The sequence below is a fragment of the Stenotrophomonas sp. YJH_SMC_123 genome (assembly GCF_059368215.1).
Genome location: NZ_JCAFRM010000008.1, coordinates 157,102 through 181,044, shown reverse-complemented (window position 1 = coordinate 181,044; position 23,943 = coordinate 157,102). Strand labels below are relative to the sequence as shown.

The window sequence follows — 23,943 nt, the reverse complement described above, 5'->3', positions numbered from 1 at the left end:
CAGTATCGAATCACAGAGGGGTCATTCATCCCCTATGCGCATCAATCTAGCACACGTATGTCCAACGATCTGCTCAGCATTCCCTGCGTGCTCATGCGCGGCGGCACCTCCAAGGGCCCGTTCTTCCTGGCCAGCGACCTGCCGGCGGACACCGCCGAACGGGATCGCCTGCTGCTGGAAGTGATGGGCTCGGGCCATCCGTTGCAGATCGACGGCATCGGCGGTGGCAACGCACTGACCAGCAAGGTGGCGATCATCGACCGCTCGAGCCGGGCGGACGCTGACGTGGAATACCTGTTCGCCCAGGTCCGGGTGGAGCAGCAGGTGGTGGATACCTCGCCCAACTGCGGCAACATGCTGGCGGCCGTCGGCCCATATGCCATCGAGCGTGGGCTGGTGCAGGCGCAGGATCCGCAGACCGAGGTGCGCATCCACAACGTCAACACCGGCAAGCTGATCATCGCCACGGTGGAAACGCCGGGCGGCACTGTGGCCTACCGCGGTGATACGCGCATTGCCGGCGCGCCGGGCTCAGCCGCGCCGGTCAGGCTCTCCTTCCTTGATGCGGCAGGCGCCCGCACCGGCAAGCTGCTGCCCAGCGGGCATGCGCAGGAAACCATCAATGGCGTGCCGGCCAGCCTGGTGGACTGCGCCATGCCGATGATGCTGGTGCGTGCCGAAGACCTGGGCGTGCGCGGTGATGCCTCGCCCGCCGAACTGAACGCGGACGCGGCGTTCATGCGCCGGCTGGAAGCGCTGCGCATCGAGGCGGGCGCCCGCATGGGCATCGCCGACGCCGGCAACAAGGTCATTCCCAAGCCGGTGCTGCTGTCGGCGCCGCAACAGGGCGGCGATCTACAGGTGCGCTATTTCATGCCGCACCAATGCCACACCGCACTGGCCATCACCGGTGCGGTCGGCCTGGCCACCGCCGCCGTCACGCCGGGCACGCTGGCCCACACTTTGGTCGGATGCCGGTCCGTTCCCGGCAGCATTACCCTCGAACATCCGAGTGGGGCCCTGGAGGTGGGCCTCAGTCGCAGCTCGGGCGATTCGCCGGTGATTGCCAGCGTGGTCCGCACCGCACGCCGCTTGTTCGAGGGGCGCGTGTACGCGACTTCGCCCGCGCCCGCCACGGCCAGTGCCACCCAAGCCCGCCAATGGACGTCAGCGGCATGATCTGAACCCGGACGGGCCTGCGTAGACGCGCATGCCCGCCATTACAACGTAGATGCTTCACTCCTGGGAGGGATGATGTACAAGCAGTTCTTCTTGGCCGCGCTGTGCGCGGCCGGTCTGGCCGCGGCCGGATGCAGCAACAGCGGGCGCAGCGAAGGCGCATCCGCCGGCGGTGGCGACAATGCACCGGTACGCATCAGCGTCGGCTCCTACAACCTCAACAACCTGCCGTTCTTCATCGCCGACGCCAAGGGGTACTTCAAGGACGTCGGCCTGCAGGTGAAGACCGAGAACTTCGCCCAGGGCGGCTCCAAGGTATTGCAGGCGCTGGTGGCCAATTCCACCGACGTGGCCGTCGGCTTCTACGACCACACCATCCAGATGCAGGCCAAGGGCAAGGACGTGGTGGCCTTCGTACTGCTCTCGCGCAACTCCGGCCTGGTGATGGCCGGCCGCGAGGATGCCACCTTCGATCCGGCGCGCCCGGAGACCATCAAGGGCCAGAAGGTCGGGATCACCGCGCCGGGCTCCTCGTCCGACTTCTTCGTCCGTCACTTCCTCGCCCAGCACGATATTCCGGCCGACAGCATCTCGTTGATCGGCGTCGGCTCGGGCGCCGCAGCGGTGGCCGCGCTCGAGCAGGGCAAGATCGACCTGCTGGTCAACTATGATCCTGCCGCCACCCTGATCACCGAGCGCAAGGTCGGCAGGATCATCCTCGACGCGCGCAGCGACGACGGCGCCCGCCAGGTCTATGGCGGCCTGTACCCGACCTCGGTGATGTACGCCAACCAGAGCTTCCTGGACACGCGACCCGAAGCGGCCGAGAAGATCGCCCGCGCCGAGCAGATGGCCTTGAAGTTCATCGCCGACAACAGTGCTGAAGACATCGTGGCCGCGCTGCCGGACAGCTACGTCTCCGGTGACCGCGCCACCTATGCCCGCGCGGTGGAGAACGCGCGCGCGATCTTCACCCGGGACGGTCACTTCACGCCTGCCGATCTGGAAACACCGCTGAAGGTGCTGCGTGAGTTCAACACGGATGTCGCCAAGGCCGATATCGATCTGTCCCGGACCTATACCAATGCCTTCGTCGAGCGTGCCAACGCTGCGGCGCCGGCTGCCCAACCGTAAGCGGAGGTAAACCATGGCCCTCAATGCCACCGTGCGCCAGTTCAATGGCGCGCCGCAGCTGGAGCCTGCACAGACCATGGTCGCCATCAACAAGGTGACCATGTCCTTCGGCGAATTCACCGCCGTACGCGATGTCGACATCCAGGTGGGTGACGGCGAGTTCCTTGCCATCGTCGGACCCACCGGCTGCGGCAAGAGCACCATCCTCAATTCCGTGGCGGGCCTGCTGAAGCCGTCGTCGGGCCAGGTCAGCATCGATGGCCGTGCCGTCAGCGGCGTGCAGGAGTCGGTCGGCTACCTGTTCCAGCAGGACGCGCTGCTGCCGTGGAAGACCGCGTACCAGAATGTTGAACTCGGCCTGCGCTTCCGTGGTGTGCCCGAGGCCGAACGCAAGGCCAAGGCCAACGCGTGGCTGGCCAAGGTCGGCCTGGCCGGCTTCGAGCATCGCTACCCGCACCAGCTGTCCGGTGGCCAGCGCAAGCGCGTGCAGATGGCCCAGGCGTTGATCGTCGAGCCGAAGGTGATCCTGATGGATGAGCCGTTCTCGGCGCTGGACATCCATACCCGCCACCTCATGCAGAACGAGCTGCTGAGGTTGTGGCAGGAAGACCGGCGCTCGGTGATCCTGATCACCCACGATCTGGAAGAAGCGATCGCCCTGGGCGACCGCGTGGTGGTGCTGTCCTCCGGCCCGGCCAGCCGCGTGGTGCGCAGTTTCGATGTGGATCTGGAACGGCCGAGGAACGTGGCCGAAATCAAGCTGGATGACCGTTTCACCGACCTGTACCGCGACATCTGGGCCTGCCTGCGCGGCGAAGTGGAGAAGAGCTATGCACGCCAAGACTGACAAGTTCATCCAGCTCGCGCTGGTGGTCGCCGTGTTCGGTGGCTGGGAAGGCGGCATCGCGCTGGGCGTGATCGATCCGTTCTTCTTCCCATCGCCAACCGCCATCGTGCAGCAGGCCTGGACCTGGCTGTCCGATACGTCGTTCTATCAGCATGTCTACATCACGCTGACCGAAACCGCGCTGGGCTACATCATCGGCACCGGCCTGGGTGTGGCCGGCGGCGTCTGGCTCGGCCTGAGCCGCCGCTCGGCACGCATCCTCGATCCCTTCATCAAGGGCTTCAACGCGATTCCGCGCGTGGTGCTGGCGCCGATTTTCGTGCTGTGGCTGGGCCTGGGGCTGTGGTCGAAGGTGGCGCTGGCGGTCACGCTGGTGTTCTTCACCACGTTCTTCAATGCCATGCAGGGCGTGCGCGAGGTGAATCCGGTGGTGCTTGCCAATGCGCGCATCCTGGGGGCGAGCCGCAGTGACCTGCTGCGCCATGTCTACTTCCCCGCAGCGGCGAGCTGGATCCTGTCTTCGCTGCGTACTTCGGTCGGTTTTGCCGTGGTCGGTGCGATCATCGGCGAATACCTCGGCGCCTCGGCGGGCCTGGGCTACCTGATCGCGCAGGCAGAAGGCAACTTCAACGCTGTGGGTGTGTTCGCCGGCATCATCATCCTGGCCGCCTTCGTGCTGGTCATCGACGCGCTGCTGGACGTGGTCGAGAACAAGCTGATCACCTGGCGTCCCAACGCCCAGGCACAGGCCACCAGCTGACCCGGACGGGCTGAGCCCGCCTGCCGCGCCGCCGGGCCGATCCGGCGGCGCGCGCTTCCTTCCCCGATCTTCCCCCGCACCACCGCAACGGGCCAGCGCCAGGCCAGGGGGCCGGCTGGCCGGAGAGAGCCCATGAACCATTCCAACGTGCTGCCGCGGGCAGCGCTGTCGGTCGCGCTCGGCCTGCTGTTGGCCAGTGGCCATGCCGACGCACAGTCCACGTCGTCGCTGCCCGCGCCGCTGAGCCAGGCCGAGCTGTCACGCCTGGTGCAGCAGCAGGCACTGCAGATCCAGCAACTGGAAGCACGCCTCCGCGCCGTCGAGGGCGGGCAGGGCAGTGCGAGGGCACCGTCAACGCCGCCCGCGCCTGCGCTGGAAACGCGGGTGGCCGCACTGGAAACCAGCCAGTCCAGGCTGCCGAAGGTCTCCTGGGCCAAGGGTGCACCGGAGTTCAGCAGTGCCGACGGCACGACGGTGTTCCGCCCCCGTGGCCGCCTGTTCGTCGATGCCTCGAGCACCGACGGTTCGGCGGTCGCCGACCGCAACGTTTCGGGTACCGAGATCCGTTCGGTGCGCCTGGGGGCCGAGGGGCGCTACGGCACCCTGGGCTGGGTCGTGGAGGGCGACTTCGCCGACAACGCGGTGGCGTGGAAGTCGGTCTACGCCACGCTGGACCACACGCTGTTCGGCCTGCCGGCCGATCTCACGATCGGCAACCGCTTGAACGATCGCGGTATCGATGGCTCAAGCAGCACGTCCAACACGCCGTTCCAGGAACGCAACGTGGTCGGCACGCTGCTGCTGCCGCAGCGCGGCCTGTTTGGTGTCGGGCTCACCGAGCGGGTGTATGGAAGGGGCTGGCATGCCAGCCTGTCGGTGGCCGGCAACGACCTCAACAACGCCGGCACCGACAACGACAGCCAGACCTGGGCCACCCGCGTCCACTGGAATCCGCTGGACACCGCCGACGCCACGGTGCATCTGGGCGCATGGGCCTTCCACGAGAAGATTCCCGCCGGGGCCAGCGGCGTGGTGCGCAGTTCGGCCATCGCGGGGCATTTCAACGATCTGGTCAGGATCACACCGGGCACGCTGGTGGGCGCCGAGCGCAGCACCGCCTACGGCGCGGAACTGGCCGGCTTCTTCGGCCCGGCGTGGGCAACCGGCGAGTGGGGTACGCGAAGCCTGCGCGGGGCCGATGCCAGCGGGCGCTATGATCGCGACCACGAAGCGTGGGCGATCTCGGCCGGCTGGTTCCTGGCGGGCGCGCTGCCGTCCTACTCGGGCAAGGCCGGCACGTGGGGCAAGGTAAAGGTGGCCGATCCGGTGACGCGCGGCGGCAGTGGCGCGTGGGAGCTGAAGGGCCGCTATGAGGACGTGGACTATGCCGAACTGCCCAGTGGTGGTACCGGTCACGCGTGGACACTGGGCGCGAACTGGTACCTCAACGATTTCAGCCGGGTGATGTTCGAAGCGGTGCGTTGGCAGACCCGCCACCGCAGCGGCAGTGCTGCGGGCAGGGATGAAGGCACCACCTTCAATACCCGTCTGCAGCTGGTCTTCTAGGGCCGGGCCGCCGCCTGCATTCTGGTCACAGCAGCAACAACGCAGCGATGAGTGCAGGCGGCATCACCAGCGCGCCGACGCGCAGGAAGTCGAGCGCGCTGACATGCTCGCCCTCGCGGCGCAGCGCCACCAGCCACAGCATCGTGGCCAGCGAGCCGGTCACTGACAGGTTCGGGCCCAGGTCCACGCCGACCAGCAGTGCGGCACGGGTCTGTGCGGGCAGTTCAGCCATCTGGCCCAGCGAACCGGCGGCCAGGCCGACCGGCAGATTGTTGGCTACGTTGCTCAGCAGTGCAGCGGCGCCACCGGCCAGCCAGCTGGCCTGGTGGGGAGAAGCCTGCGCCATGGCCTGCAGCGCGCTTGCCGCAGTCTGGATGACGCCGGTCTGCGCCACCGCCTCCACCAGCACGAACAGACCGGCCACCAGCGGCAGCACGCCCCAGGCGACATGCCGCAGCAGCGGCAGCGGGCTATGGCGCTGGCGTATCACCACGACCGCCACGCTCAGCGCGCCGGCGCAGAACGTGGCCAGGCCCAGCGGTCCGTTCAGCGCGGACGTCACCAGCAGTACGCTGCCGGTGAACAGCACGCCCAATGCACTCAGTCGGCCACCCTCGGTCAGCGGGCGATGTTCCGGTGCGGCGACCAGCGGCTGCGCGATTTCGCGCCGGTGTACCCAGCGCAGCACCAGGTAGGTGGCACCGATCGCCGCCGCCGACGGCAGCGCGAACTGCGCCAGCCACTGCAGCAGTGGTGGCATGTGCTGGCCGTACACCACCAGGTTGGCCGGGTTGGAGATGGGCAGCACGAAGCTGGCCGCATTGGCAATGAAGGCGCAGACGAACAGGTAGGGCAGGGGATTGGCGCGCGCCGCCTTGCAGGCCGCGTAGACCGCCGGTGTCAGCACCACGGCCGTTGCATCGTTGGACAGGAACACCGTCACCAGCGTGCCGACCAGGAACACCAGGTCGAACAGGCGTCGCCCCGATCCGCCCGCATGCCGCACCGCGTACAACGCCAGCCAATCGAACAGGCCTTCGCGCCGCGCCAGTTCGGCCAGCACCATCATGCCGACCAGGAACAGGTAGACGTCGCGGCCTTCGGCTACCGCGCCCCATGCGGTCTGCAGCGATACCGCGCCCAGCAGCGGCAACAGGGCGGCAGCACCCAGCGCCCACACATACTCGGGGATGCGGAAGGGACGGAACAGCAGGCCGATGGTGGCAACGGCGACCGCTGCCCAGATCACGAGGGGGGAATGGGGGGCGAGCATGGAGTGGGGGCTTCAGCGGCACCGGCAGCGACCCCGGCGCAGGTGCTCCTGGCGCACGCGATCAGCGGATGGGCGGCCGCTGCAATCATCGCAGGTTCCGGGATCGCCGCATCATACCGTGCGCACTGGCATGGCGACTGCTGGGGGCCGGGCGGGTTAGTGACGAACCCGGCGTCCAGTGCGGATGGGCAATCAAGCGCGGTATGACTTCAGGCACTGCAGTTTGACTACATGTGTAGTCAGACTGCGGGCACACTCACTGGAAGAGAACGCAATGCCAACGTCCTGCTGGTTGTCCTGCGCCCTGGCCCTCGTGATCGGCATCGCGGGGCCCACCCATGCGACGCCGCGTGCCGACGCCCTCGCCACGATCGAGCGCAACGCGCGTGCTTCGCATACCGATGCGGTGCTCGTGATGCACGACCGGGACACGCTGCTTGAGCTGAAGCCCGCCCCAGCGCAGGAATCCGTGCACCTGATGTCGGCAACCAAGTCCGTCGTCGCGCTGGGCATTGCGTTGCTGCTGGACGAAGGAAAGCTGGCTTCGATCGACGTACCGGTCAGCCAGATCTATCCGGAATGGAAACAGGGCAGGAAGAGCCGCATCACCGTGCGCATGCTGCTGGACCACACCTCCGGCCTGCAGAACGTGGCCAACGCGGGCGCCGAACTGGAAGGGGCCCCGGACCTGGTCAAACTGGCACTGGCAGCCGAGCTGAGTGACGACCCGGGCGCCGTGTTTTCCTACAACAACAAGGCCACCAACCTGCTGCCCGGCATTGTCGAGCGCCTGGCGGGCGAGCCGCTGGATGCCTACCTGGATGCGCGCCTGTTCAAGCCGCTGGGCATTGCCCACCACACCTGGATGAAGGATGAGGCAGGCACTCCGCTGGGAATGGCGGGCCTGTCCCTGCGTGCCGCCGATCTTGCCGCCATCGGGCAACTGTTGCTGGATGGAGGCGTGGCGCCGGATGGCAAACGACTGTTGAGTGAACGGTCAGTGGCATTGATCACTGCTGAAAGTGCCCGTTCGCCTGACGTGGGCCTGTTGTGGTGGCGGATACCAGCGTGGGAACGCTATCAGCTCAAACCCCGGCTGGATGACCTGCTGGCCGGGCACGGCGTTGACGATGACGTGCGCCGCGCCGTGCAGGCCAGCGCGGGGCGCACGTTCGACAGCCGGGGGCAGTTGATCGCATTCCTCACCGAACGGTTGGGTGCGGACGGGCCGCAGCGTTACGCCAGCCAGATCGCCGCGCGCGGCCTGAAGCTCGCCGATCTCTACGACATCACACGGGGACCGGTCGTCGGCTTTGCCGCCAACGGCTACCTGGGCCAATACCTGATGATCGTTCCGGAACAACGCGTCGTCGCAGTGCGCCTGATCCATCGGCGCGAGAGCCACCACGCCCCACAGGACGACTACGCGTCCTTCTTCGCCGATGTCCTGCAATTGGCGCGGGCACTGCAGTAGGTGCTGCCATCATCATGTCCACGCGCTCTGAACAACTTCCTGGAGCCTTCTTCACTGTCGTGCCGCCTAAGGTGGGATGACCCCTTGGCCGCCGGGATACTGAAGCATGTTTGATTACCAGGACTGGACCTTCCACGCCAATGGGCGCACGGTGGTGGCGCGCGTGGCGCTGGACGGCGACGGGGGCGGCACCATCAACCGATACCAGCTGATGCCCGGGCCGGCGCAGTCGGGGCTGTGCATCAAGGTCGCCTCCCAGGACGAGGCCGCGCAGAAACTGGAGGTCGAAGTGATGAAGCTGCTGGGACCGGAGTGGTAGCCCCTGCGTAGCACCACGGTGAGCGGCTCATCTGCTCCGTCCACGATCACGGCGTTGGCCGCGAAAACGGCGGAGCCGGACGGAACGAGTACGGCGAGCCGACTGCGGCGGCGATGCGCTGGAGAGCGTTCACGGTGCGTTCCTTTCTGGATGACCTGCAGGCGCGGGCATCTTTCCTGCGGCGGGTGAGCGGTGACCGGATGCAGCAGCAGCCCGGTCATCAGTAGCTGGGTGATTCCAGCGCCGCTACGCGCGCTGCCGATTTGCTGCGCTGCATGGTGACAAGCGCGAACCCGGGTGATTACTCTCCGCTGCAACGCGATGGTAGCGCTACCAGTCGGACGGGGATCCAGGGTCCAGGGGCTGCCTTCTTTGCCGCGTGTTTGTCCTGGCAGGCTTGAAAAACAAGTGTAAGTCGCGGCGTGCTCCAGCAGCCGTGCTGTTCGGTTTGGAATGCGGGCCACGCCCGTGCGTGCCCCTGGGAGGGGGCGGTACATCCATTCGATCGTATGTCAGAGGGGACTTTCATGAGCACTTGCAGTTTCCGTGGCATCCCGGGCCCGAGGTCCGGTTCATGAGCCGCGCGTTGGCGAAGTTCCGGTCCCGGGCCATGTTCACCTTCGTGGGTGGCGCCCTGGTCATCAATCCTGCGTTTGCGCAGGACGCAGCAACGGCAACCGGGCAGCAGCCGCAGAGCCAGTCGCAGCCCACCCAGCTCGATGCAGTGCAGGTCACGGGCATACGCAACAGCCTGAGCCAGGCCATGGACATCAAGCGCGACTCGGCGGGCGTGGTCGACGCGATCAGCGCCGAGGACATCGGCAAGTTCCCCGATACCAATCTTGCCGAGTCGTTGCAGCGCATCACCGGCATCTCCATCGAGCGCCGTGACGGCGAGGGCGCGCAGGTGACCGCGCGTGGCTTTGGTCCGCAGTTCAACATGGTCACGCTCAATGGTCGCCAGATGCCCGGCGCCGATGCATTCGGTGCCTCCGGGCAGGTGGCCATCGGCGGTGTCGACGGCGGCACTCGCGCCTTCAATTTCGCGCAGCTGGCCGCCGAGGCCATCAATGGCATCGAGGTCTACAAGACCAGCCAGGCACAGGTGCCCAGCGGTGGCATCGGCGCGACGATCAACATCCTGACCTCGCGCCCGCTCGACCACGCCGGCATCGTGGCCAATGCCGGGGCAAAGCTGGTCTCCGACCAGAGCCAGCCGTTCGACAACGACCTGACGCCGGAGCTGTCGGGCATCTTCAGTTACAGCAATCCGGAAAAGACCTTTGGCGTCAGCCTCAGCGCGAGCCAGCAGAAGCGCAAGGGCGGCTCGGTGCAGGCCACGGAGAACTACTGGAACGTGCAGCCCTGGACGGGGTCGATGCCGGGCAACCCGACCGTGGTGAACGCCCCGGCCGTCGGCCAGCTCTATGCGCGGCCCAACGACCTGCGCTACGCGTTCTCCGAATTCGAGCGCGAGCGAGTCAATGGCCAGGCAGTGCTGCAGTTCGCACCGACGGACAGCCTGACCCTGACCATGGATTACACCTACTCGACCAACGAGATCACCGAGAATCGTGGCGAGCAGGGCATGTGGCTGCAGAACAGCAACTACACCAATGTCCAGTTCGACACCTCCGGTGCGGTCGCCACCCCGGTCTACATCCGCGAGATCGCCGGCACCAAGGACTTCGGGCTGGAACAGCAGCGCAGCATGCAGGAGTACAAGCTGGGCTCGCTGGGCTTCAACGCGGTGTGGAATGTCAGCGACCGTTTCAAGCTCAGCTTCGATGCGCACAATTCGAAGAATGAAAGCCGCCCCAATGACCCACTGACCGGCGGCGGCTCCATCTTCATGAGCATTGCCGGCACCAACAACTGCACCCGTGGCCCGCATTGCGGTGGCTCCTGGGTACAGGAGTTGAACTTCAACAATGGCCTGCCGGTCGGCACCCAGGTCTGGTATCCCAGTACTGCCGATGCGATCGCCGGGACCAATGGCGTGGTCAATCCGGGCTTCCAGGAAGGCGAGATCGGCACCCAGGTGCTGCGCGTCAACGCGCAGACCCAGATCAGCAAGATCAAGCAGGCGCGTGTCGACGGCGAATGGAACTTCGACCACGGCCGCTTCCAGTTCGGCGTGGATACGAACAAGTCCACCACCCACCGCATCCAGGCCGCCGAGGCCTATTCGACACTGGGCGACTGGGGCGTGGCCAACGTGGACCGGGATACTGCCGCCGGCCTGATGGACCTGCTGCAGCCGGTCAGCATCGTCGGCCTGTTCGATGACTACAGTGCCAACAGCTGGCCGGCCTGGCGCGGCAATGCCGGGCAGCTCGCGCAATGGGCGTCGCGCGAGTACGGCGTCGGCCTGGGCGTGGATCCGCAACGCGCGGCCGACAACTTCGTGGAAGAGAAGACCAAGGCGGCGTACTTCCAGGTGGAGCTGGACGGGGAGCTGGGCGGCATGCGCACCAATACCCGCCTGGGCGTGCGCTATGAAACCACCGACGTGGTGTCGACCTCGGTCATTGCCGTTCCCGAGTCCATCGAGTGGCAGGCCAACAACGATTTCCGCATCGTGCTGTCCGATGAGCAGCAGCCCTTCACCGAGAAGGCAAGGTACAGCTACATCCTGCCCAACCTTGATTTCAGCATTGACCTCACCGAGGAACTGAAGGGCCGCGTTTCGTTCGGCAAGAGCATCGCCCGCGCGCCGTACGGCAATCTGTATGCAGGGCCCGGTGCCCAGCAGCCGTTCGGCTCGGTGCTGATCGATCCCTCGTCGCGCGCCAGCGGCAATTCGCAGAACCCGAGCTTGAAGCCGCTGGAATCGGACAACCTCGACCTGGGGCTGGAGTGGTACTTCGCCGACGCCAGCTATGTGTCATTGACCTACTGGAACAAGTCGGTCAGCAACTTCATCGGCAACACGGTCGTCCAGGAAAGCCTGTACGGCCTCACCGACCCGACCTCCGGGCCGGATGCGCGGGCGGCGTTGGACTTCCTGACCAGCGGCGCCTGCGTGGCCCAGGTCGGGCCGGCCAATGCGGCCGCCTGCTCAGCCAACGACACCTCGCTGTTCACCGCACTGGCGCTGCTGCGCAACAATCCAGCTGGCCTGGGCGCCTACAACGGCACCGATGCGCAGGTACTGGCCACCGAAGCGGCCTACGATCTGTATGGGCAGGCCAACGACCCGCTTTACCAGTTCAACGTCAATCGCCCGATCAACCAGAACAAGTCCAAGCTGCATGGCTGGGAACTGGGCGGCCAGTACTTCTTCGGTGACACCGGCTTCGGCGTGCTGGCCAACTACACCGTCGTCAAAGGTGATGTCGGCTACAACAATGGCGGCGATCCGGGTATCGACCAGTTCTCGCTCACCGGCCTGAGCGACACTGCCAACGCCATGCTGATGTACGAGAAGTACGGGTGGTCGGTGCGCCTGGCATGGAACTGGCGCGACCAGTACCTGATCCTGGCCAACCAGGGTTCCAGCCGCAATCCGTACTACGTGGAGCCGTACGAGCAGTGGGATCTCAGCGTCAACTACGCGCTGGATGACCACTGGTCCTTCAGCCTGGAGGCGATCAACCTGACCGGCGAGGATGTGCGGTGGCGCTCGCGCACCTCGCAGATGATCGTCAAGCTGGCCGACCAGAGCCCGCGCTACATGCTGGGCGTCCGCTACAAGTTCTGAGCCTGGTTGCCGATGCGTCCGGCACGGCACCGCTGTCCGCGGCGGTGCCGCCCGGGACCATGTCGCCGCACCTGTCGCACGCCTGCGCTACCCTGCTGGCCAGCCACCCCGCACTGGACTGGATACCCTGATGGCCCGCTATGAAATGCTCAACAACATCGCGCATCGGGACCTGAAGGTCGCCACCGGATTCGGGCCGCAGTTCGGCGATGCGGTGGGCATGGTGCCGGCCTATCCCAGCGAGTTCGCCGAACTGCAGCGCGAGTATCCGATCTTCCTGCGCCGGGAGGCCGGGACCGGGGCGTGGCAGTCCGTGGCCCTGCTGGGTTTCGAGCAGCACGAGAACCTGTACCTGCAGGACGGACGCTGGAATGCCTCCTACCTGCCCGGCGCGGCCGCAAAAGGGCCGTTCCTGATCGGCTTCCAGGAGCACTACGTGGACGGCCTGCTCACCCAGGACGCGGTGATGCACGTCGACCTGGACCATCCGCGTGTCACCTCCGGCGCCGGTGAGCCGGTGTTCCTGCCGCAGGGTGGAAACACGCCTTACCTGGACCACATCGCTGGCGTGCTGCGCGGCATCCACGAGGGCAGTGCCTTTGCGGCCAGTATGTTCACAATGCTCGACGACTGTGGGCTCATCCAGCCGGTCACGCTTGATGTGCAGCTCGCGCCGCATCACCGCGTGGGCGTGAGCGGATTGCACGGCATCGACCGCGAGCGACTGGCGGCGCTGGACAGTTCACGCCTGGCGGCGTTGAACCGCGCCGGTTACCTGGAAGGTGCGTACCTGATGCTTGCGTCGCTGCATAACATGCGCCGCCTGATCGCCGAGAAGCAGCGCCGTCTCCGCGTCCAGGACGGCACCGCGCAGGCGGTCAGGAACTGACCGGTGCAAGCCCGCCTGCCGATACGGATCCTGGAAGGCATCGATCCTGCTGCCTTGCCATTGGCCGCCCTGGTGGAGGCCGGTGAGCCGGTCGTACTGCGCGGCATCGCCAGCGGTTGGCCACTGGTCCAGGCCGGACTGGGTGGCGTGCGTGACGCGATGGCGTACCTGTGCAGCGTCGATGCGGGTGCGCCCATCCAGTACTCGTTCGGCGGCGCCGAGATCGCGGGCCGCCCGTTCTACAGCGCGGACTTCACCCGGCTGAACTTCGAAGTGCGGCGTGGTGTACTCGCCCAGGTGCTGGAAGAGATCGCCGCGACGCTGCATGCGCCGCGGCCGCCAACCTATTACGTGGCCTCGCTGCCGATCACGCGGGCACTGCTGCCGGCATTCGCGCAGGCCAACGATGCCGGGCTGGCGAAGCAGGGCATCGACGCCACAGCCAGCATCTGGATCGGCAACCGGGTGACGGCCTCGTGCCATTTCGACACACCCGACAACCTCGCCTGCTGTGCGGTGGGGCAGCGCGAGTTCACGCTGTTCCCGCCCGCCCAGGTCGACAACCTGTATCCGGGCCCGCTCGATCCCACGCCGGGCGGACAGGTGGTCAGCGTGGTGGACTTCGAGCGCCCCGACTTCGATCGGCATCCACGTTTCCGCGAGGCGCTGGCGCATGCACGCAGCGCGGTACTTGGGCCCGGCGATGCGATCTTCATTCCCAGCATGTGGTGGCACCATGTACGCAGCCTGGAACCGTTCAACGTGCTGGTGAACTACTGGTGGCGAAGCTCACCGGCCTGGCTGGGGTCGCCGCTGGCGGCGCTGCAGCACGCGATGTGGTCCGTGCGCGACCTGCCAGCGCGTGAGAAGCAGGCCTGGGAAGGGCTCTTCCGTTACTACGTATTCGGCCCCGGCGAGCGCGCCGGTCAGCACCTGCCTGAGACGGCGCGCGGGGATCTGGCACCGTTCGACGAGCAGCGCGCCCGCCGCATGCGCGCGATGCTGCTGGGCAGGCTCAACCGTTGAGAGAGGGCACCGTGTTGGATACCCAGAGCACGCCTGCAGGGCGCATCCGCAAGGTGGTCATTGCCGGTGGCGGTACGGCGGGATGGCTGGCCGGCTGCGCGCTGGCGCATCAGTTCCGTGACCAGCTGCAGATCACGCTGGTCGAGTCCGAGCAGATCGGCACGGTCGGCGTCGGTGAGTCCACCGTGCCGCCGATCCGCACCTTCCATCGCTTCCTGCAGATCGACGAGCAGGAGTTCCTGCGCGCGGTGGCCGGCACCTTCAAGCTGTCGATCTCGTTCGAGAACTGGCGCCTGCCGGGGGATCGCTTCTTCCATCCGTTCGGCACCATCGGCCACGGCACCTGGGCGGCACCCTTCCATCACTTCTGGCTGGACAGCCTGCGCCGCGGCATGCCCTCGGAGCTGGGCGACTTCAGCCTGGAGAGCATCGCATCGCATGGCGACCGCTTCTCGCTGCACACCCAGCCGCAGGCCAGCTATGCGTACCATTTCGATGCCAGCCTGTATGCGCGGTTCCTGCGCCGCAGGGCCGAGGCCCACGGCCTGCACCGGATCGAAGGCAGGATCGCCCAGGTCAGGCAGCACGCGCACGACGGTTCGGTGCAGGCGCTGGTACTGGACGACGGCCAGGTGATCGAGGGCGATCTGTTCATCGACTGCACCGGCTTCCGTGGCCTGCTGATCGAGCAGACGCTGGGCACCGGCTACGAGGACTGGCACGAATGGCTGCCGTGCGACCGTGCCGTGGCGGTGCAGACCGAAGCGGTGGCGCCGCCGGTGCCCTATACCCGGGCGATCGCCCACGAAGCGGGGTGGCGCTGGCACATCGCGCTGCAGCACCGCGTTGGCTGCGGGCTGGTGTATGACAGCCGCCACCTGTCCGATGACGAGGCCGCAGCGAAGCTGCTGCGCGATGCCGGGGCTCCACCCTTGCGCGATCCATGGAAGGTGCCGTTCCGCAGCGGGCGTCGGCTGAAGGCCTGGAACAGGAACGTGGTGTCGCTCGGGCTGGCCAGCGGCTTCATCGAACCGCTGGAGTCGACCAGCATCCATCTGACGATCAGCGCGGTAGTGCGCCTGATCCAGCTGTTCCCGTTCGACGGCATCAGTGCGTCGCTGGTGAAGCTGTACAACGATGTCAGCCGCCAGGAAATGGAGCACGTGCGCGACTTCATCATCCTGCACTACCACGCAACGCAGCGCACCGAACCGATGTGGAAGGCGTGTCGCGAAATGCGCGTGCCCGAATCGCTGCAGCAGCGGCTGAGCGCGTGGCGCGAGCGTGCACATGCGTGGCAGGACCCCGGCGAGGTTTTCCGCGTGGAATCCTGGACCAGCGTGCTGCTCGGGCAGGGCATCGCGCCCGGTCCCGCCCACCCGCTGGCGCGGGCCGTGAGCGACGCCGATCTGCGCACCCTGTTGAAGGGCATCCAACAGCCCGTGCAGCAGGCTGCCGCGCAGATGCCGGCGCAGGCGGAGTTCATCGCGCAGTACTGCAGGTCCGGCGTGGACGTGTGGCGTTCGACGGCAGCAAGCGCGTAGCAGGGTTTTGCGTTGCAGCACGCTTTTTCCGCTGCAGCTGGTTACAGTGCGGCAACACCGCTGGCGATGACGCGCGCGGTGGCAACGAGGGGGCCGAACACCACGCCCCCTTTTTGAGTCCACGGAATGTTAGCGCTACCTTTTTGATCGGAGGCGGTTTCGATGGGTCTGGTTGCAGGGATCGATGCAGGGACGCAGAGCCTGAAGGTGCTGGTCTATGACCCGCGGACGCAGGCGGTGGTGGCCTCGGCCAGCGTGCCGCTCGCGCTGGACAGCGGTGCCGACGGCAGCCGTGAACAGGCGCCTGCCGACTGGGTGTCGGCCCTGCGCGACTGCTTTGCCAGGATCGGCCCCTCGCTGCGCGCTCGCATCGTCGCACTGGCGGTATCGGGGCAGCAGCATGGGTTCGTGCCGGTTGATGATGCTGGCGAGGTACTGGCGCCGGCCAAGCTGTGGTGCGACACCAGCACCTCGGCCGAATGCATCCAGATCATGGACGCCGTGGGCGGGTTCCAACGGACCATCGCGCTGGCGGGCAACCCGATCCTGGCCGGCTACACAGCGTCCAAGCTGCCCTGGACCCGGATCCACCGTGCCGACGCCTATGCGCGGCTGGCGACCATCCTGCTGCCACACGACTACCTGAATTTCGTGTTGACCGGGCAGCGGTTCTGCGAGCTTGGCGATGCGTCCGGAACCGGCTGGCTGGACGTGCGCACACGCACCTGGTCGCAGGAACTGCTGCGCGCCACCGATCCTGATCGTGATCTTGCCGCCTGCCTGCCGCCGATCGCAGCACCCGATGCCCTGTTCGATATCGCGCCGAAGGCAGCGGCCGAGTTGGGGCTGCCGGCGGCCGTGAAGATTGCCGTAGGTGGCGGCGACAACATGATGGCGGCAATCGGCACCGGCTGCGTCACGGAAGGGCGGCTGGCGATGAGCCTGGGAACCTCCGGAACGCTGTTCGCCTATTCCGGCTCGCCGGTGATCGATCCGGACGGCGCGTGGGCGGCGTTCTGCTCGTCCACGGGGGGCTGGCTGCCGCTGATCTGCACCATGAACTGCACCGTGGCCACCGAACGCGTGGCCAGCGCCTTCGGTTTCAGCACCCGCGACGGCGATGCGCACCTCCACGCGACGCCGCCGGGCGCAGGGGGGCTGGTGATGCTGCCGTTCCTCAATGGCGAACGTACCCCCGACCTGCCGCTGGGCAAGGGCGTGCTGGCAGGCCTGGACATCGCCAATTTCACCCCGGCGCACCTCTACCGCGCCGCCATGGAGGGCGCGACCTACAGCCTGAAGTACGGCTACGACGCCTTCGTCCGCGCGGGCATGCAGTTCGATCGCATCGTGCTCACCGGCGGCGGCAGCAACAGCGCGGCCTGGCGTCAGCTGGTGGCTGATGTGTTCGGCCTGCCGGTGGACGTCCCGGTGCAGGCCGAAGGCGCGGCGTTTGGTGCGGCACTGCAGGCGCTGTGGGCGCTCGCCCGGGCGCAGGGAGACGCCACCTCGATCAGCGACATCACCGCGCGCCACGTCACCGTCGATCCCGCGCTGTCCGCACGGCCGGATCCGGCCCGCAGCGATGCCTATGCACGGGCCTACGCACGCTTCCTCAGCCATCTTGATGCCATCACGCCGCTGCAGCGCGGCTGATGGCTCCTCCACGACACCCCGTACAACGACAGGAGCACGCACCATGAGCACGCAGCCCTTCATCGGCGCCAAGGAGTACTTCCCCGGCGTCGGCCGCATTCCGTTCGAGGGCAAGGGCTCGGACAATCCGCTTGCCTTCAAGGTCTACGATGCAAACCGGGTCATCGGTGGCAAGACCATGCAGGAGCATCTGCGCTTCGCCGTGTGCTACTGGCACACCTTCTGCAATGCTGGGCACGATCCGTTCGGCCCGGGTACCCGGCAGTTCCCGTGGGAGGCAGCCTCGCCACTGGCCACGGCCGAAGCGAAGGTGGACGCGGCGTTCGAGTTCTTCACCAAGCTGGGCGTGCCGTACTGGTGCTTCCATGATATCGACCTGGCGCCGGATGCCGACGACATCGGCCAGTACCAGAAGAACCTCTCGCATATGGTGGCCCTGGCCAAGGCGCGCCAGGAGGCCACCGGCGTCAAGCTGCTGTGGGGCACGGCCAACCTGTTCTCGCACCCGCGCTACATGAACGGCGCATCGACCAACCCCGACTTCGCGGTGGTCGCGCGCGCAGCGGTGCAGGTCAAGGCCGCGCTGGAGGCCACGGTCGAACTCGGCGGCGAGCACTACGTGTTCTGGGGCGGACGCGAAGGTTATGCGTCGCTGGCCAATACCCAGATGAAGCGCGAGATCGAACATTTCGCGCGCTTCCTCACCATGGCCCGCGACTACGGCCGCAGCATCGGCCTGAAGGGCAACTTCCTGATCGAGCCCAAGCCGATGGAGCCGATGAAGCACCAGTATGACTTCGACAGTGCCACGGTGGTGGGCTTCCTGAAGGAGCATGGGCTGGACAAGGACTTCAAGCTCAACATCGAAGCCAACCACGCCACGTTGTCCGGGCACACCTTCGAGCACGACCTGCAGGTTGCGTCCGACCATGGCCTGCTCGGCAGCATCGATGCCAACCGCGGCAACGCGCAGAACGGCTGGGACACCGACCAGTTCCCCAGCGATCTGTACGACACGGTGGGTGCAATGCTGGTCGTGCTGCGCCAGGGCGGGCTGGAGGGCGGGTTGAACTTCGATGCCAAAGTGCGCCGTGAGTCGACCGACCTTGAGGATCTGTTCATTGCCCATATCGGCGGCATGGATGCGTTCGCACGCGGGCTGGAGGTTGCCCATGCACTGCTGACCGAGTCGCCCTGGGAGCAATGGCGCAAGGAGCGCTACGCGAGTTTCGACAGCGGCGCCGGCCAGGAGTTCGAGCGTGGCACGCTCAGCCTGCCGGACCTGGCGGGCCTGGCCGCCCGCCTCGGCGAACCGCACCAGGCCAGCGGCAAGCAGGAGCGTTACGAAAACCTGCTCAACCAGTACCTGCTGCGCTGAGCGCGGCAACGGTGCACTCAAGGAGACGGGAATGAACCAGGCAGCAGGCAGCGGTGAGAACACCCGGCTGATCGTACTGATCAGCGTGGTAGCGACGATTGGCGGTTTTCTGTTCGGCTTCGACAGCGGCGTGATCAACGGCACCCAGGACGGCCTGCACCAGGCGTTCCGGTCCGGTGAATGGATGCAGGGGTTCGAGATCGCGTCGATGCTGCTGGGCTGTGCGGTGGGCGCGTTCAGTGCCGGCCGCCTGGCCGACCGCCTCGGCCGTCGCAACGTGCTGATCCTGTCGGCGGTGATGTTCCTGCTGTCGGCACTCGGTGCCGGGGCGGCGGCCTCGTCGGGCTGGTTCATTGCGGCGCGGGTGGTGGGTGGGTTCGCGGTAGGCGCGGCGAGCGTAATCTCGCCGGCCTACATTGCCGAGGTCGCTCCGGCCCGCTATCGCGGCCGCCTGGCCACGGTGCAGCAGATCGCGATCATCACCGGGCTCACCGCTGCCTTCCTGTCCAACTACCTGCTGGCGGCCGCAGCGGGCGCGTCGACCGAGCCGCTGTGGGCCGGGCAGGCTGCCTGGCGCTGGATGTTCTGGATGCAGGCCGCGCCATCGCTGGTGTTCCTGCTGCTGTTGCTGACCATTCCTGAGAGCCCGCGCTACCTGGTGGTGAAGCGGCGCAAGGACGACGCGCTGCGCGTGCTCACCCGGCTGCTCGGCAACGACAAGGCCCGCGCCACGCTCGAAGAGATCGATGCCTCGCTGTCCAACGACCACCATCGCCCGCGCCTGTCCGATCTGAAGAGCCGGGCGACCGGGCGGATCCGCCCGATTGTGTGGGTCGGCGTCGGACTGGCCTGCTTCCAGCAGCTGGTCGGCATCAACGTGGTGTTCTACTACGGCGCCGTGCTGTGGCAGGCGGTCGGCTTTTCCGAAAACGACGCGCTGCTGATCAACGTGCTGTCCGGCGCGCTGAGCATCGGCGCCTGCGTGGTCACGGTGCTGCTGATCGACCGGATCGGCCGCAAGCCCCTGCTGTGGTTCGGCTCGGCCGGGATGTCGCTGTCGCTTGCACTGGTGGTGGTCGCGTTTGCAAGTGGTTCACTGGCCGACGGGCATCTGCAGCTACCCGGGCGCATGGGCACGCTGGCGCTGGTGGCGGCCAATGCCTATGTCGTGTTCTTCAACCTGTCGTGGGGGCCGGTGATGTGGGTGATGCTGGGCGAGATGTTTCCGAACCAGATCCGCGGTTCGGCACTGGCGGTCGCCGGCGCAGCGCAATGGACCTCCAACTTCGTGGTCACGGTGACGTTCCCGATGCTGCTGGCCGCGGCCGGGCTGGCGGCCACCTACGGCATCTACCTGGTGGCGGCGATCATCTCGGTGATTTTCGTGGTCCGGCATGTGCACGAGACCACGGGCAAGGAACTGGAGCAGATGGAAGGATGAGCGCCATGACATCGCAGACCTCCGTATCCCGCAGCGGCGTGCTGGTCGCCGTGCTGACGCTGGCGTTGCTGGGCTGCCACGGCCAGGACCGGCCCGCCGCCACTGCGGGAGCCGCCAGCGACCCGTGGCCGCAGGTCACCTGGCCACTGGCCGCGGATCCTGCTCTGGAGAAGCGGATCACCGACCTGATGGCCGGCATGACGGTGGAGGAAAAGGTCGGCCAGCTCGTGCAGGGCGACATTGCCAGCCTCACCCCCGATGACGTGCGGCGCTACCGCCTTGGTTCGATCCTGGCCGGTGGCAATTCCGACCCCGGTGGCCGCTACGATGCGTCGCCAGCCGAGTGGCTGGCGCTGGCAGACGCCTTTTACGACGCGTCCATGGACACGTCGAAAGGCGGCAAGGCCATCCCGCTGCTGTTCGGCATCGATGCCGTGCACGGGCAGAGCAACATCATTGGCGCCACGTTGTTCCCGCACAACATCGGGCTGGGCGCCACGCGCAATCCGGAGCTGCTGCGGAAGATCGGTGGCATCACCGCGCTGGAAACCCGCGTCACCGGCATGGAGTGGACGTTCGCGCCGACCGTTGCGGTACCCCAGGATGATCGCTGGGGCCGCAGCTACGAGGGCTACTCGGAATCGCCCGAGGTGGTGGCCAGCTATGCCGGCGCCATGGTGGAGGGATTGCAGGGCAGGGTGGGAACACCGGAGTTCCTCGATGGCCGCCATGTGATCGCCTCGGTGAAGCACTTTCTCGGTGATGGCGGCACCACCGACGGCAAGGACCAGGGCGACACCCGCATCAGTGAGCCGGACCTGGTACGCATCCACGCCGCCGGATACCCGCCGGCCATCGCCGCCGGCGCGCAGACCGCGATGGCATCGTTCAACAGCGTCAACGGTGAAAAGATGCACGGGCACCGGCACTACCTCACCGATGTGCTCAAGGGACGCATGAACTTCGGTGGCTTCGTGGTGGGCGACTGGAATGGTCATGGCCAGGTCAAGGGCTGCACCACCACGGACTGCCCGGCCACGATCAACGCGGGCCTGGACATGGCGATGGCCTCGGACAGCTGGAAAGGCTTCTACGAGACGACGCTGGCTGCGGTGAAGGACGGCCGGATAACGCCGCAGCGCCTGGACGATGCGGTGCACCGGATCCTGCGGGTCAAGTTCCGCCTGGGGTTGTTCGAGGCCGGCAGGCCGTCCACGCGGGCCGTTGGCGGCCAGTTCGCACTGATCGGCGCGCCGGCACATCGCGCGGTGGCCCGGCAGGCCGTGCGCGAATCGCTGGTCCTGCTGAAGAACCAGAACGGCGTCCTGCCGCTGTCGCCGAAGCAGCGGATCCTCGTGGCCGGCGACGGTGCCAACGATGTCGGCAAGCAGGCCGGGGGCTGGACGCTCAACTGGCAGGGCACCGGCACCACCCGCAAGGACTTCCCCAATGCGGACTCCATCTATGAGGGCATCGCGCACCAGGCCAGGGCGGCCGGTGGTGAAGCCGTGCTTGCCGTTGACGGTCGCTATGCAGTGAAACCCGACGTGGCGGTGGTGGTGTTTGGCGAAGACCCCTATGCCGAGTTCCAGGGAGACCGGCCGACGCTGGCCTACAAGCCCGGCAACGAAACGGATCTGGCGCTGCTCAAGCGGCTCAAGGCCGATGGCATACCGGTCGTCGCGGTCTTCCTGAGCGGGCGGCCGCTCTGGGTGAACCGGGAAATCAATGCCGCCGATGCCTTCGTGGCCGCGTGGCTGCCGGGCTCGGAAGGCGCCGGCATTGCCGATGTACTGCTGCGCGGAAGCGATGGCCGGGTGCAGCACGATTTCAAGGGCAAGCTCAGTTTCAGCTGGCCGCGCACCGCCACCCAGTACGCCAACAACGTCGGCCAGAAGGACTACGATCCGTTGTTTGCGTTCGGCTTCGGCCTGACCTACGCCGACAACGGCGACCTGGCCGCGCTGCCGGAGGCATCGGGCGTGACCGGCAACGAGGGCGCGACCGGCGTGTTCTTCGCGCGCGGTGATGCAGGCCCCGGCATGGCGCTGCGCCTTGAGCAGGCCGCAGGCCAGGGCCTGACCGTGACCCGCGTGCCGGACGCGTTGCCCGATGATCGGCTGAAGATCACCGGCGTGGATCATCTGGCGCAGGAGGATGGGCGACGCCTGGCCTGGTCGGGCAAGGGCGAGGCCGTTGCTGCACTGCAGTCGCACACGGCGCTGGACCTGCAGCGCGAATCCAACGGTGACCTGATGCTGCTGACCACGCTGCGCGTGGACGCTGCGCCGGAGGGTGAGGCGTGGCTGTCGGTCGGTTGCGGCGTGGGCTGCTCGGCACGCATCGCCATCGGGCCGTCGCTGGCGGCCCTTCCACAAGGCCAGTGGAAGCGCGTTGGCGTGCCGCTGAAGTGCCTGGCCAAGGCGGGTGCAAAGCTGGACGCGATCGACCGACCGTGGTCGGTGGTGACGGCCGATGCGATGACGATCTCCGTGTCACGCGTCGCGCTGGGCGCACTGAACGAAGCCGAGGTCGCCCTTGGATGCGGCGCATGATTGCTGCCGGCCTGACCGGCACCCTGCCGCCTACTGCGCAGGCGCAGGCATGAGGGCGGGGCCTTCGCTACCGGCGCGTGGGCGGTGCGGCTACCGAACCGCGTGCGATCAGCCGATGCGGCATCACATGTTCGCGCAGCACCGTTGCGTCCCCCGCAGGCCGGCGGATGGTGCGCAGCAGGATGTCGATGGCCGCGTTGGCCATCGAGGCGATGGGCTGGTGGATCGTGGTCAGTTCCGGCCACACGGTGGTGGCGGCCGAGGTGTCATCGAAACCCACCACCGACAGGTCGCGTGGCACTTCCAGCCCACGCCGATGCGCCACGGAGATGGCGGCGGCGCCCATGTCGTCGTTGCTGGCGAAAATCGCGGTCGGTGGCCGGCGCTGGGACAGCAGCTTCTCGGCCGCTGCCAGGCCGGACCGGTAGGTGTAGTCACCGTGCTGGACCAGGCCGGGCTCCACCGCCAGCCCGGCCTCGCGCAGGGCGGTGACGAAGCCGTCGTAGCGGAACGCACTTGCGCTCAGGTCATCGCGCCCACGGATGAAACCGATGCGGGTGTGTCCCTGCCGGAGCAGGTGATCGGTCATTTCCCTGCCCGCACTGAAATCATCGATGCGGACGCAGGACAGGGCCTCGCTCAGGCGACCCGATGCGATGGCCACCACCGGAATGCCAGCCTTGACCAGTTCGCTTACGGCGGCCTGCGATTCGCACAGCGGCGGCGGCAGGATCACCCCGTCGACGCGTCCGGCGAGCGCACGCGCCGCCCTGCGTTCGGATTCGGCATCCAGGTTGTCCCAGTAGTCGATGACCAGCTGGATGGCGGAACTGGAGGCGACGCGCAGCAGGCCCACCAGCAGTTCGCGCAGGTAGGCGCCGCTGGGGTTGGTGTAGATCAGCGCAATGCGCGTGTGCTGTGCAGCGGCCAGCGAACTGGCGGCAAGATTGGGCGTATAGCCCAGCTCACGCACGGCGCGCAGCACGCGCTCGCGGGTGACGTCGCGCACCTTGCCCTGGTTGATTACCCGCGACACGGTCATCGGCGAAACGCCGGCAAGGGCCGCAACCTCGTCGATCGTCACGCCTGCGGTTCTGCGGCGAACCGATTTCTTCGGCTTGTCCAATGCACGATCCCTTTGTTCTTGGTGGCGCTGCCGCGCGGGTGCGAAGGACGATGATGCGCTGCCCCGGGCCCGG

17 protein-coding genes are annotated in these 23,943 nt (G+C 67.0%); 15 read left to right on the top strand and 2 right to left on the bottom strand.

The features are described 5' to 3' along the window. Window positions 1–57 precede the first annotated feature (57 nt). The 5 genes from AC5P5W_RS17445 (at window position 58) to AC5P5W_RS17425 (ending at window position 5,486) form a co-directional block, all read left to right on the top strand. On the top strand, window positions 58–1,179 hold the full coding sequence (locus AC5P5W_RS17445) for a 4-oxalomesaconate tautomerase (RefSeq protein WP_197574225.1): 1,122 nt from the start codon (window positions 58–60) through the stop codon (window positions 1,177–1,179). A 75-nt stretch (window positions 1,180–1,254) separates the two neighbouring features. Next, the gene (locus AC5P5W_RS17440) at window positions 1,255–2,313 is read left to right on the top strand and encodes an ABC transporter substrate-binding protein (RefSeq protein ID WP_041864185.1); all 1,059 of its coding nucleotides are present in this window, start codon (window positions 1,255–1,257) and stop codon (window positions 2,311–2,313) included. A 13-nt stretch (window positions 2,314–2,326) separates the two neighbouring features. Beyond that, on the top strand, window positions 2,327–3,160 hold the full coding sequence (locus AC5P5W_RS17435; protein WP_014647218.1) for an ABC transporter ATP-binding protein: 834 nt from the start codon (window positions 2,327–2,329) through the stop codon (window positions 3,158–3,160). Next, on the top strand, window positions 3,144–3,920 hold the full coding sequence (locus tag AC5P5W_RS17430; RefSeq protein ID WP_005409726.1) for an ABC transporter permease: 777 nt from the start codon (window positions 3,144–3,146) through the stop codon (window positions 3,918–3,920). The genes AC5P5W_RS17435 and AC5P5W_RS17430 overlap by 17 nt, the downstream gene beginning before the upstream one ends. A gap of 132 nt (window positions 3,921–4,052) precedes the next feature. Further along, a complete protein-coding gene (locus AC5P5W_RS17425) occupies window positions 4,053–5,486 on the top strand; it encodes a porin (RefSeq protein WP_197574216.1) in 1,434 nt (477 codons plus the stop codon). Window positions 5,487–5,511: 25 nt separating this feature from the next. On the opposite strand, the gene AC5P5W_RS17420 is transcribed toward AC5P5W_RS17425, so the two are convergent. Next, window positions 5,512–6,759, bottom strand: coding sequence for an arsenic transporter (locus tag AC5P5W_RS17420; protein WP_164165598.1), 1,248 nt, complete (start codon window positions 6,757–6,759; stop codon window positions 5,512–5,514). Window positions 6,760–7,051: 292 nt separating this feature from the next. Between AC5P5W_RS17420 and AC5P5W_RS17415 the strand changes: the two genes are divergently transcribed. The 10 genes from AC5P5W_RS17415 (at window position 7,052) to AC5P5W_RS17370 (ending at window position 22,744) form a co-directional block, all read left to right on the top strand. Next, the gene (locus AC5P5W_RS17415; protein ID WP_111205713.1) at window positions 7,052–8,233 is read left to right on the top strand and encodes a serine hydrolase domain-containing protein; all 1,182 of its coding nucleotides are present in this window, start codon (window positions 7,052–7,054) and stop codon (window positions 8,231–8,233) included. A 106-nt stretch (window positions 8,234–8,339) separates the two neighbouring features. After that, window positions 8,340–8,552 carry a hypothetical protein gene (locus AC5P5W_RS17410; protein ID WP_032957243.1) on the top strand — a complete coding sequence of 71 codons (213 nt, stop codon included), beginning with the start codon at window positions 8,340–8,342 and terminating at the stop codon, window positions 8,550–8,552. A gap of 574 nt (window positions 8,553–9,126) precedes the next feature. Next, window positions 9,127–12,255: a TonB-dependent receptor gene (locus AC5P5W_RS17405; RefSeq protein WP_014647213.1), complete on the top strand. Its 3,129-nt coding sequence runs from the start codon at window positions 9,127–9,129 to the stop codon at window positions 12,253–12,255. A 130-nt stretch (window positions 12,256–12,385) separates the two neighbouring features. Further along, a complete protein-coding gene (locus AC5P5W_RS17400) occupies window positions 12,386–13,144 on the top strand; it encodes a SapC family protein (RefSeq protein ID WP_197556506.1) in 759 nt (252 codons plus the stop codon). 3 nt (window positions 13,145–13,147) lie between these two features. Then, window positions 13,148–14,170, top strand: a complete 1,023-nt coding sequence (locus AC5P5W_RS17395; protein WP_197574215.1) for a cupin-like domain-containing protein — start codon at window positions 13,148–13,150, stop codon at window positions 14,168–14,170. A gap of 11 nt (window positions 14,171–14,181) precedes the next feature. Next, window positions 14,182–15,714: a tryptophan halogenase family protein gene (locus AC5P5W_RS17390; protein WP_197574214.1), complete on the top strand. Its 1,533-nt coding sequence runs from the start codon at window positions 14,182–14,184 to the stop codon at window positions 15,712–15,714. A 162-nt stretch (window positions 15,715–15,876) separates the two neighbouring features. Beyond that, the gene (gene xylB, locus AC5P5W_RS17385; protein ID WP_197574213.1) at window positions 15,877–17,370 is read left to right on the top strand and encodes a xylulokinase; all 1,494 of its coding nucleotides are present in this window, start codon (window positions 15,877–15,879) and stop codon (window positions 17,368–17,370) included. A 43-nt stretch (window positions 17,371–17,413) separates the two neighbouring features. Then, window positions 17,414–18,748, top strand: a complete 1,335-nt coding sequence (gene xylA / locus AC5P5W_RS17380; RefSeq protein ID WP_043395866.1) for a xylose isomerase — start codon at window positions 17,414–17,416, stop codon at window positions 18,746–18,748. 31 nt (window positions 18,749–18,779) lie between these two features. Next, window positions 18,780–20,189 carry a sugar porter family MFS transporter gene (locus AC5P5W_RS17375; protein ID WP_197574212.1) on the top strand — a complete coding sequence of 470 codons (1,410 nt, stop codon included), beginning with the start codon at window positions 18,780–18,782 and terminating at the stop codon, window positions 20,187–20,189. Beyond that, window positions 20,186–22,744, top strand: coding sequence for a glycoside hydrolase family 3 N-terminal domain-containing protein (locus AC5P5W_RS17370; protein ID WP_197574211.1), 2,559 nt, complete (start codon window positions 20,186–20,188; stop codon window positions 22,742–22,744). Before AC5P5W_RS17375 ends, AC5P5W_RS17370 begins: the two co-directional genes overlap by 4 nt. Before the next feature lie 67 nt (window positions 22,745–22,811). Here the strand turns inward: AC5P5W_RS17370 and AC5P5W_RS17365 are convergent, their stop codons facing one another. Then, entirely contained in the window at window positions 22,812–23,870 is a 1,059-nt protein-coding gene (locus AC5P5W_RS17365; protein WP_197574210.1) for a substrate-binding domain-containing protein, read from the bottom strand. Window positions 23,871–23,943: the final 73 nt, after the last annotated feature.

What these genes read in the sequence shown, in the direction of transcription:
- AC5P5W_RS17445 (WP_197574225.1), top strand. Translation starts at nt 58, where the DNA reads ATGTCCAACGATCTGCTCAGCATTCCCTGCGTGCTCATGCGCGGCGGC.
- AC5P5W_RS17440 (WP_041864185.1), top strand. Translation starts at nt 1,255, where the DNA reads ATGTACAAGCAGTTCTTCTTGGCCGCGCTGTGCGCGGCCGGTCTGGCC.
- AC5P5W_RS17435 (WP_014647218.1), top strand. Translation starts at nt 2,327, where the DNA reads ATGGCCCTCAATGCCACCGTGCGCCAGTTCAATGGCGCGCCGCAGCTG.
- AC5P5W_RS17430 (WP_005409726.1), top strand. Translation starts at nt 3,144, where the DNA reads ATGCACGCCAAGACTGACAAGTTCATCCAGCTCGCGCTGGTGGTCGCC.
- AC5P5W_RS17425 (WP_197574216.1), top strand. Translation starts at nt 4,053, where the DNA reads ATGAACCATTCCAACGTGCTGCCGCGGGCAGCGCTGTCGGTCGCGCTC.
- AC5P5W_RS17420 (WP_164165598.1), bottom strand. Translation starts at nt 6,759, where the DNA reads ATGCTCGCCCCCCATTCCCCCCTCGTGATCTGGGCAGCGGTCGCCGTT.
- AC5P5W_RS17410 (WP_032957243.1), top strand. Translation starts at nt 8,340, where the DNA reads ATGTTTGATTACCAGGACTGGACCTTCCACGCCAATGGGCGCACGGTG.
- AC5P5W_RS17405 (WP_014647213.1), top strand. Translation starts at nt 9,127, where the DNA reads ATGAGCCGCGCGTTGGCGAAGTTCCGGTCCCGGGCCATGTTCACCTTC.
- AC5P5W_RS17400 (WP_197556506.1), top strand. Translation starts at nt 12,386, where the DNA reads ATGGCCCGCTATGAAATGCTCAACAACATCGCGCATCGGGACCTGAAG.
- xylB (WP_197574213.1), top strand. Translation starts at nt 15,877, where the DNA reads ATGGGTCTGGTTGCAGGGATCGATGCAGGGACGCAGAGCCTGAAGGTG.
- xylA (WP_043395866.1), top strand. Translation starts at nt 17,414, where the DNA reads ATGAGCACGCAGCCCTTCATCGGCGCCAAGGAGTACTTCCCCGGCGTC.
- AC5P5W_RS17375 (WP_197574212.1), top strand. Translation starts at nt 18,780, where the DNA reads ATGAACCAGGCAGCAGGCAGCGGTGAGAACACCCGGCTGATCGTACTG.
- AC5P5W_RS17370 (WP_197574211.1), top strand. Translation starts at nt 20,186, where the DNA reads ATGAGCGCCATGACATCGCAGACCTCCGTATCCCGCAGCGGCGTGCTG.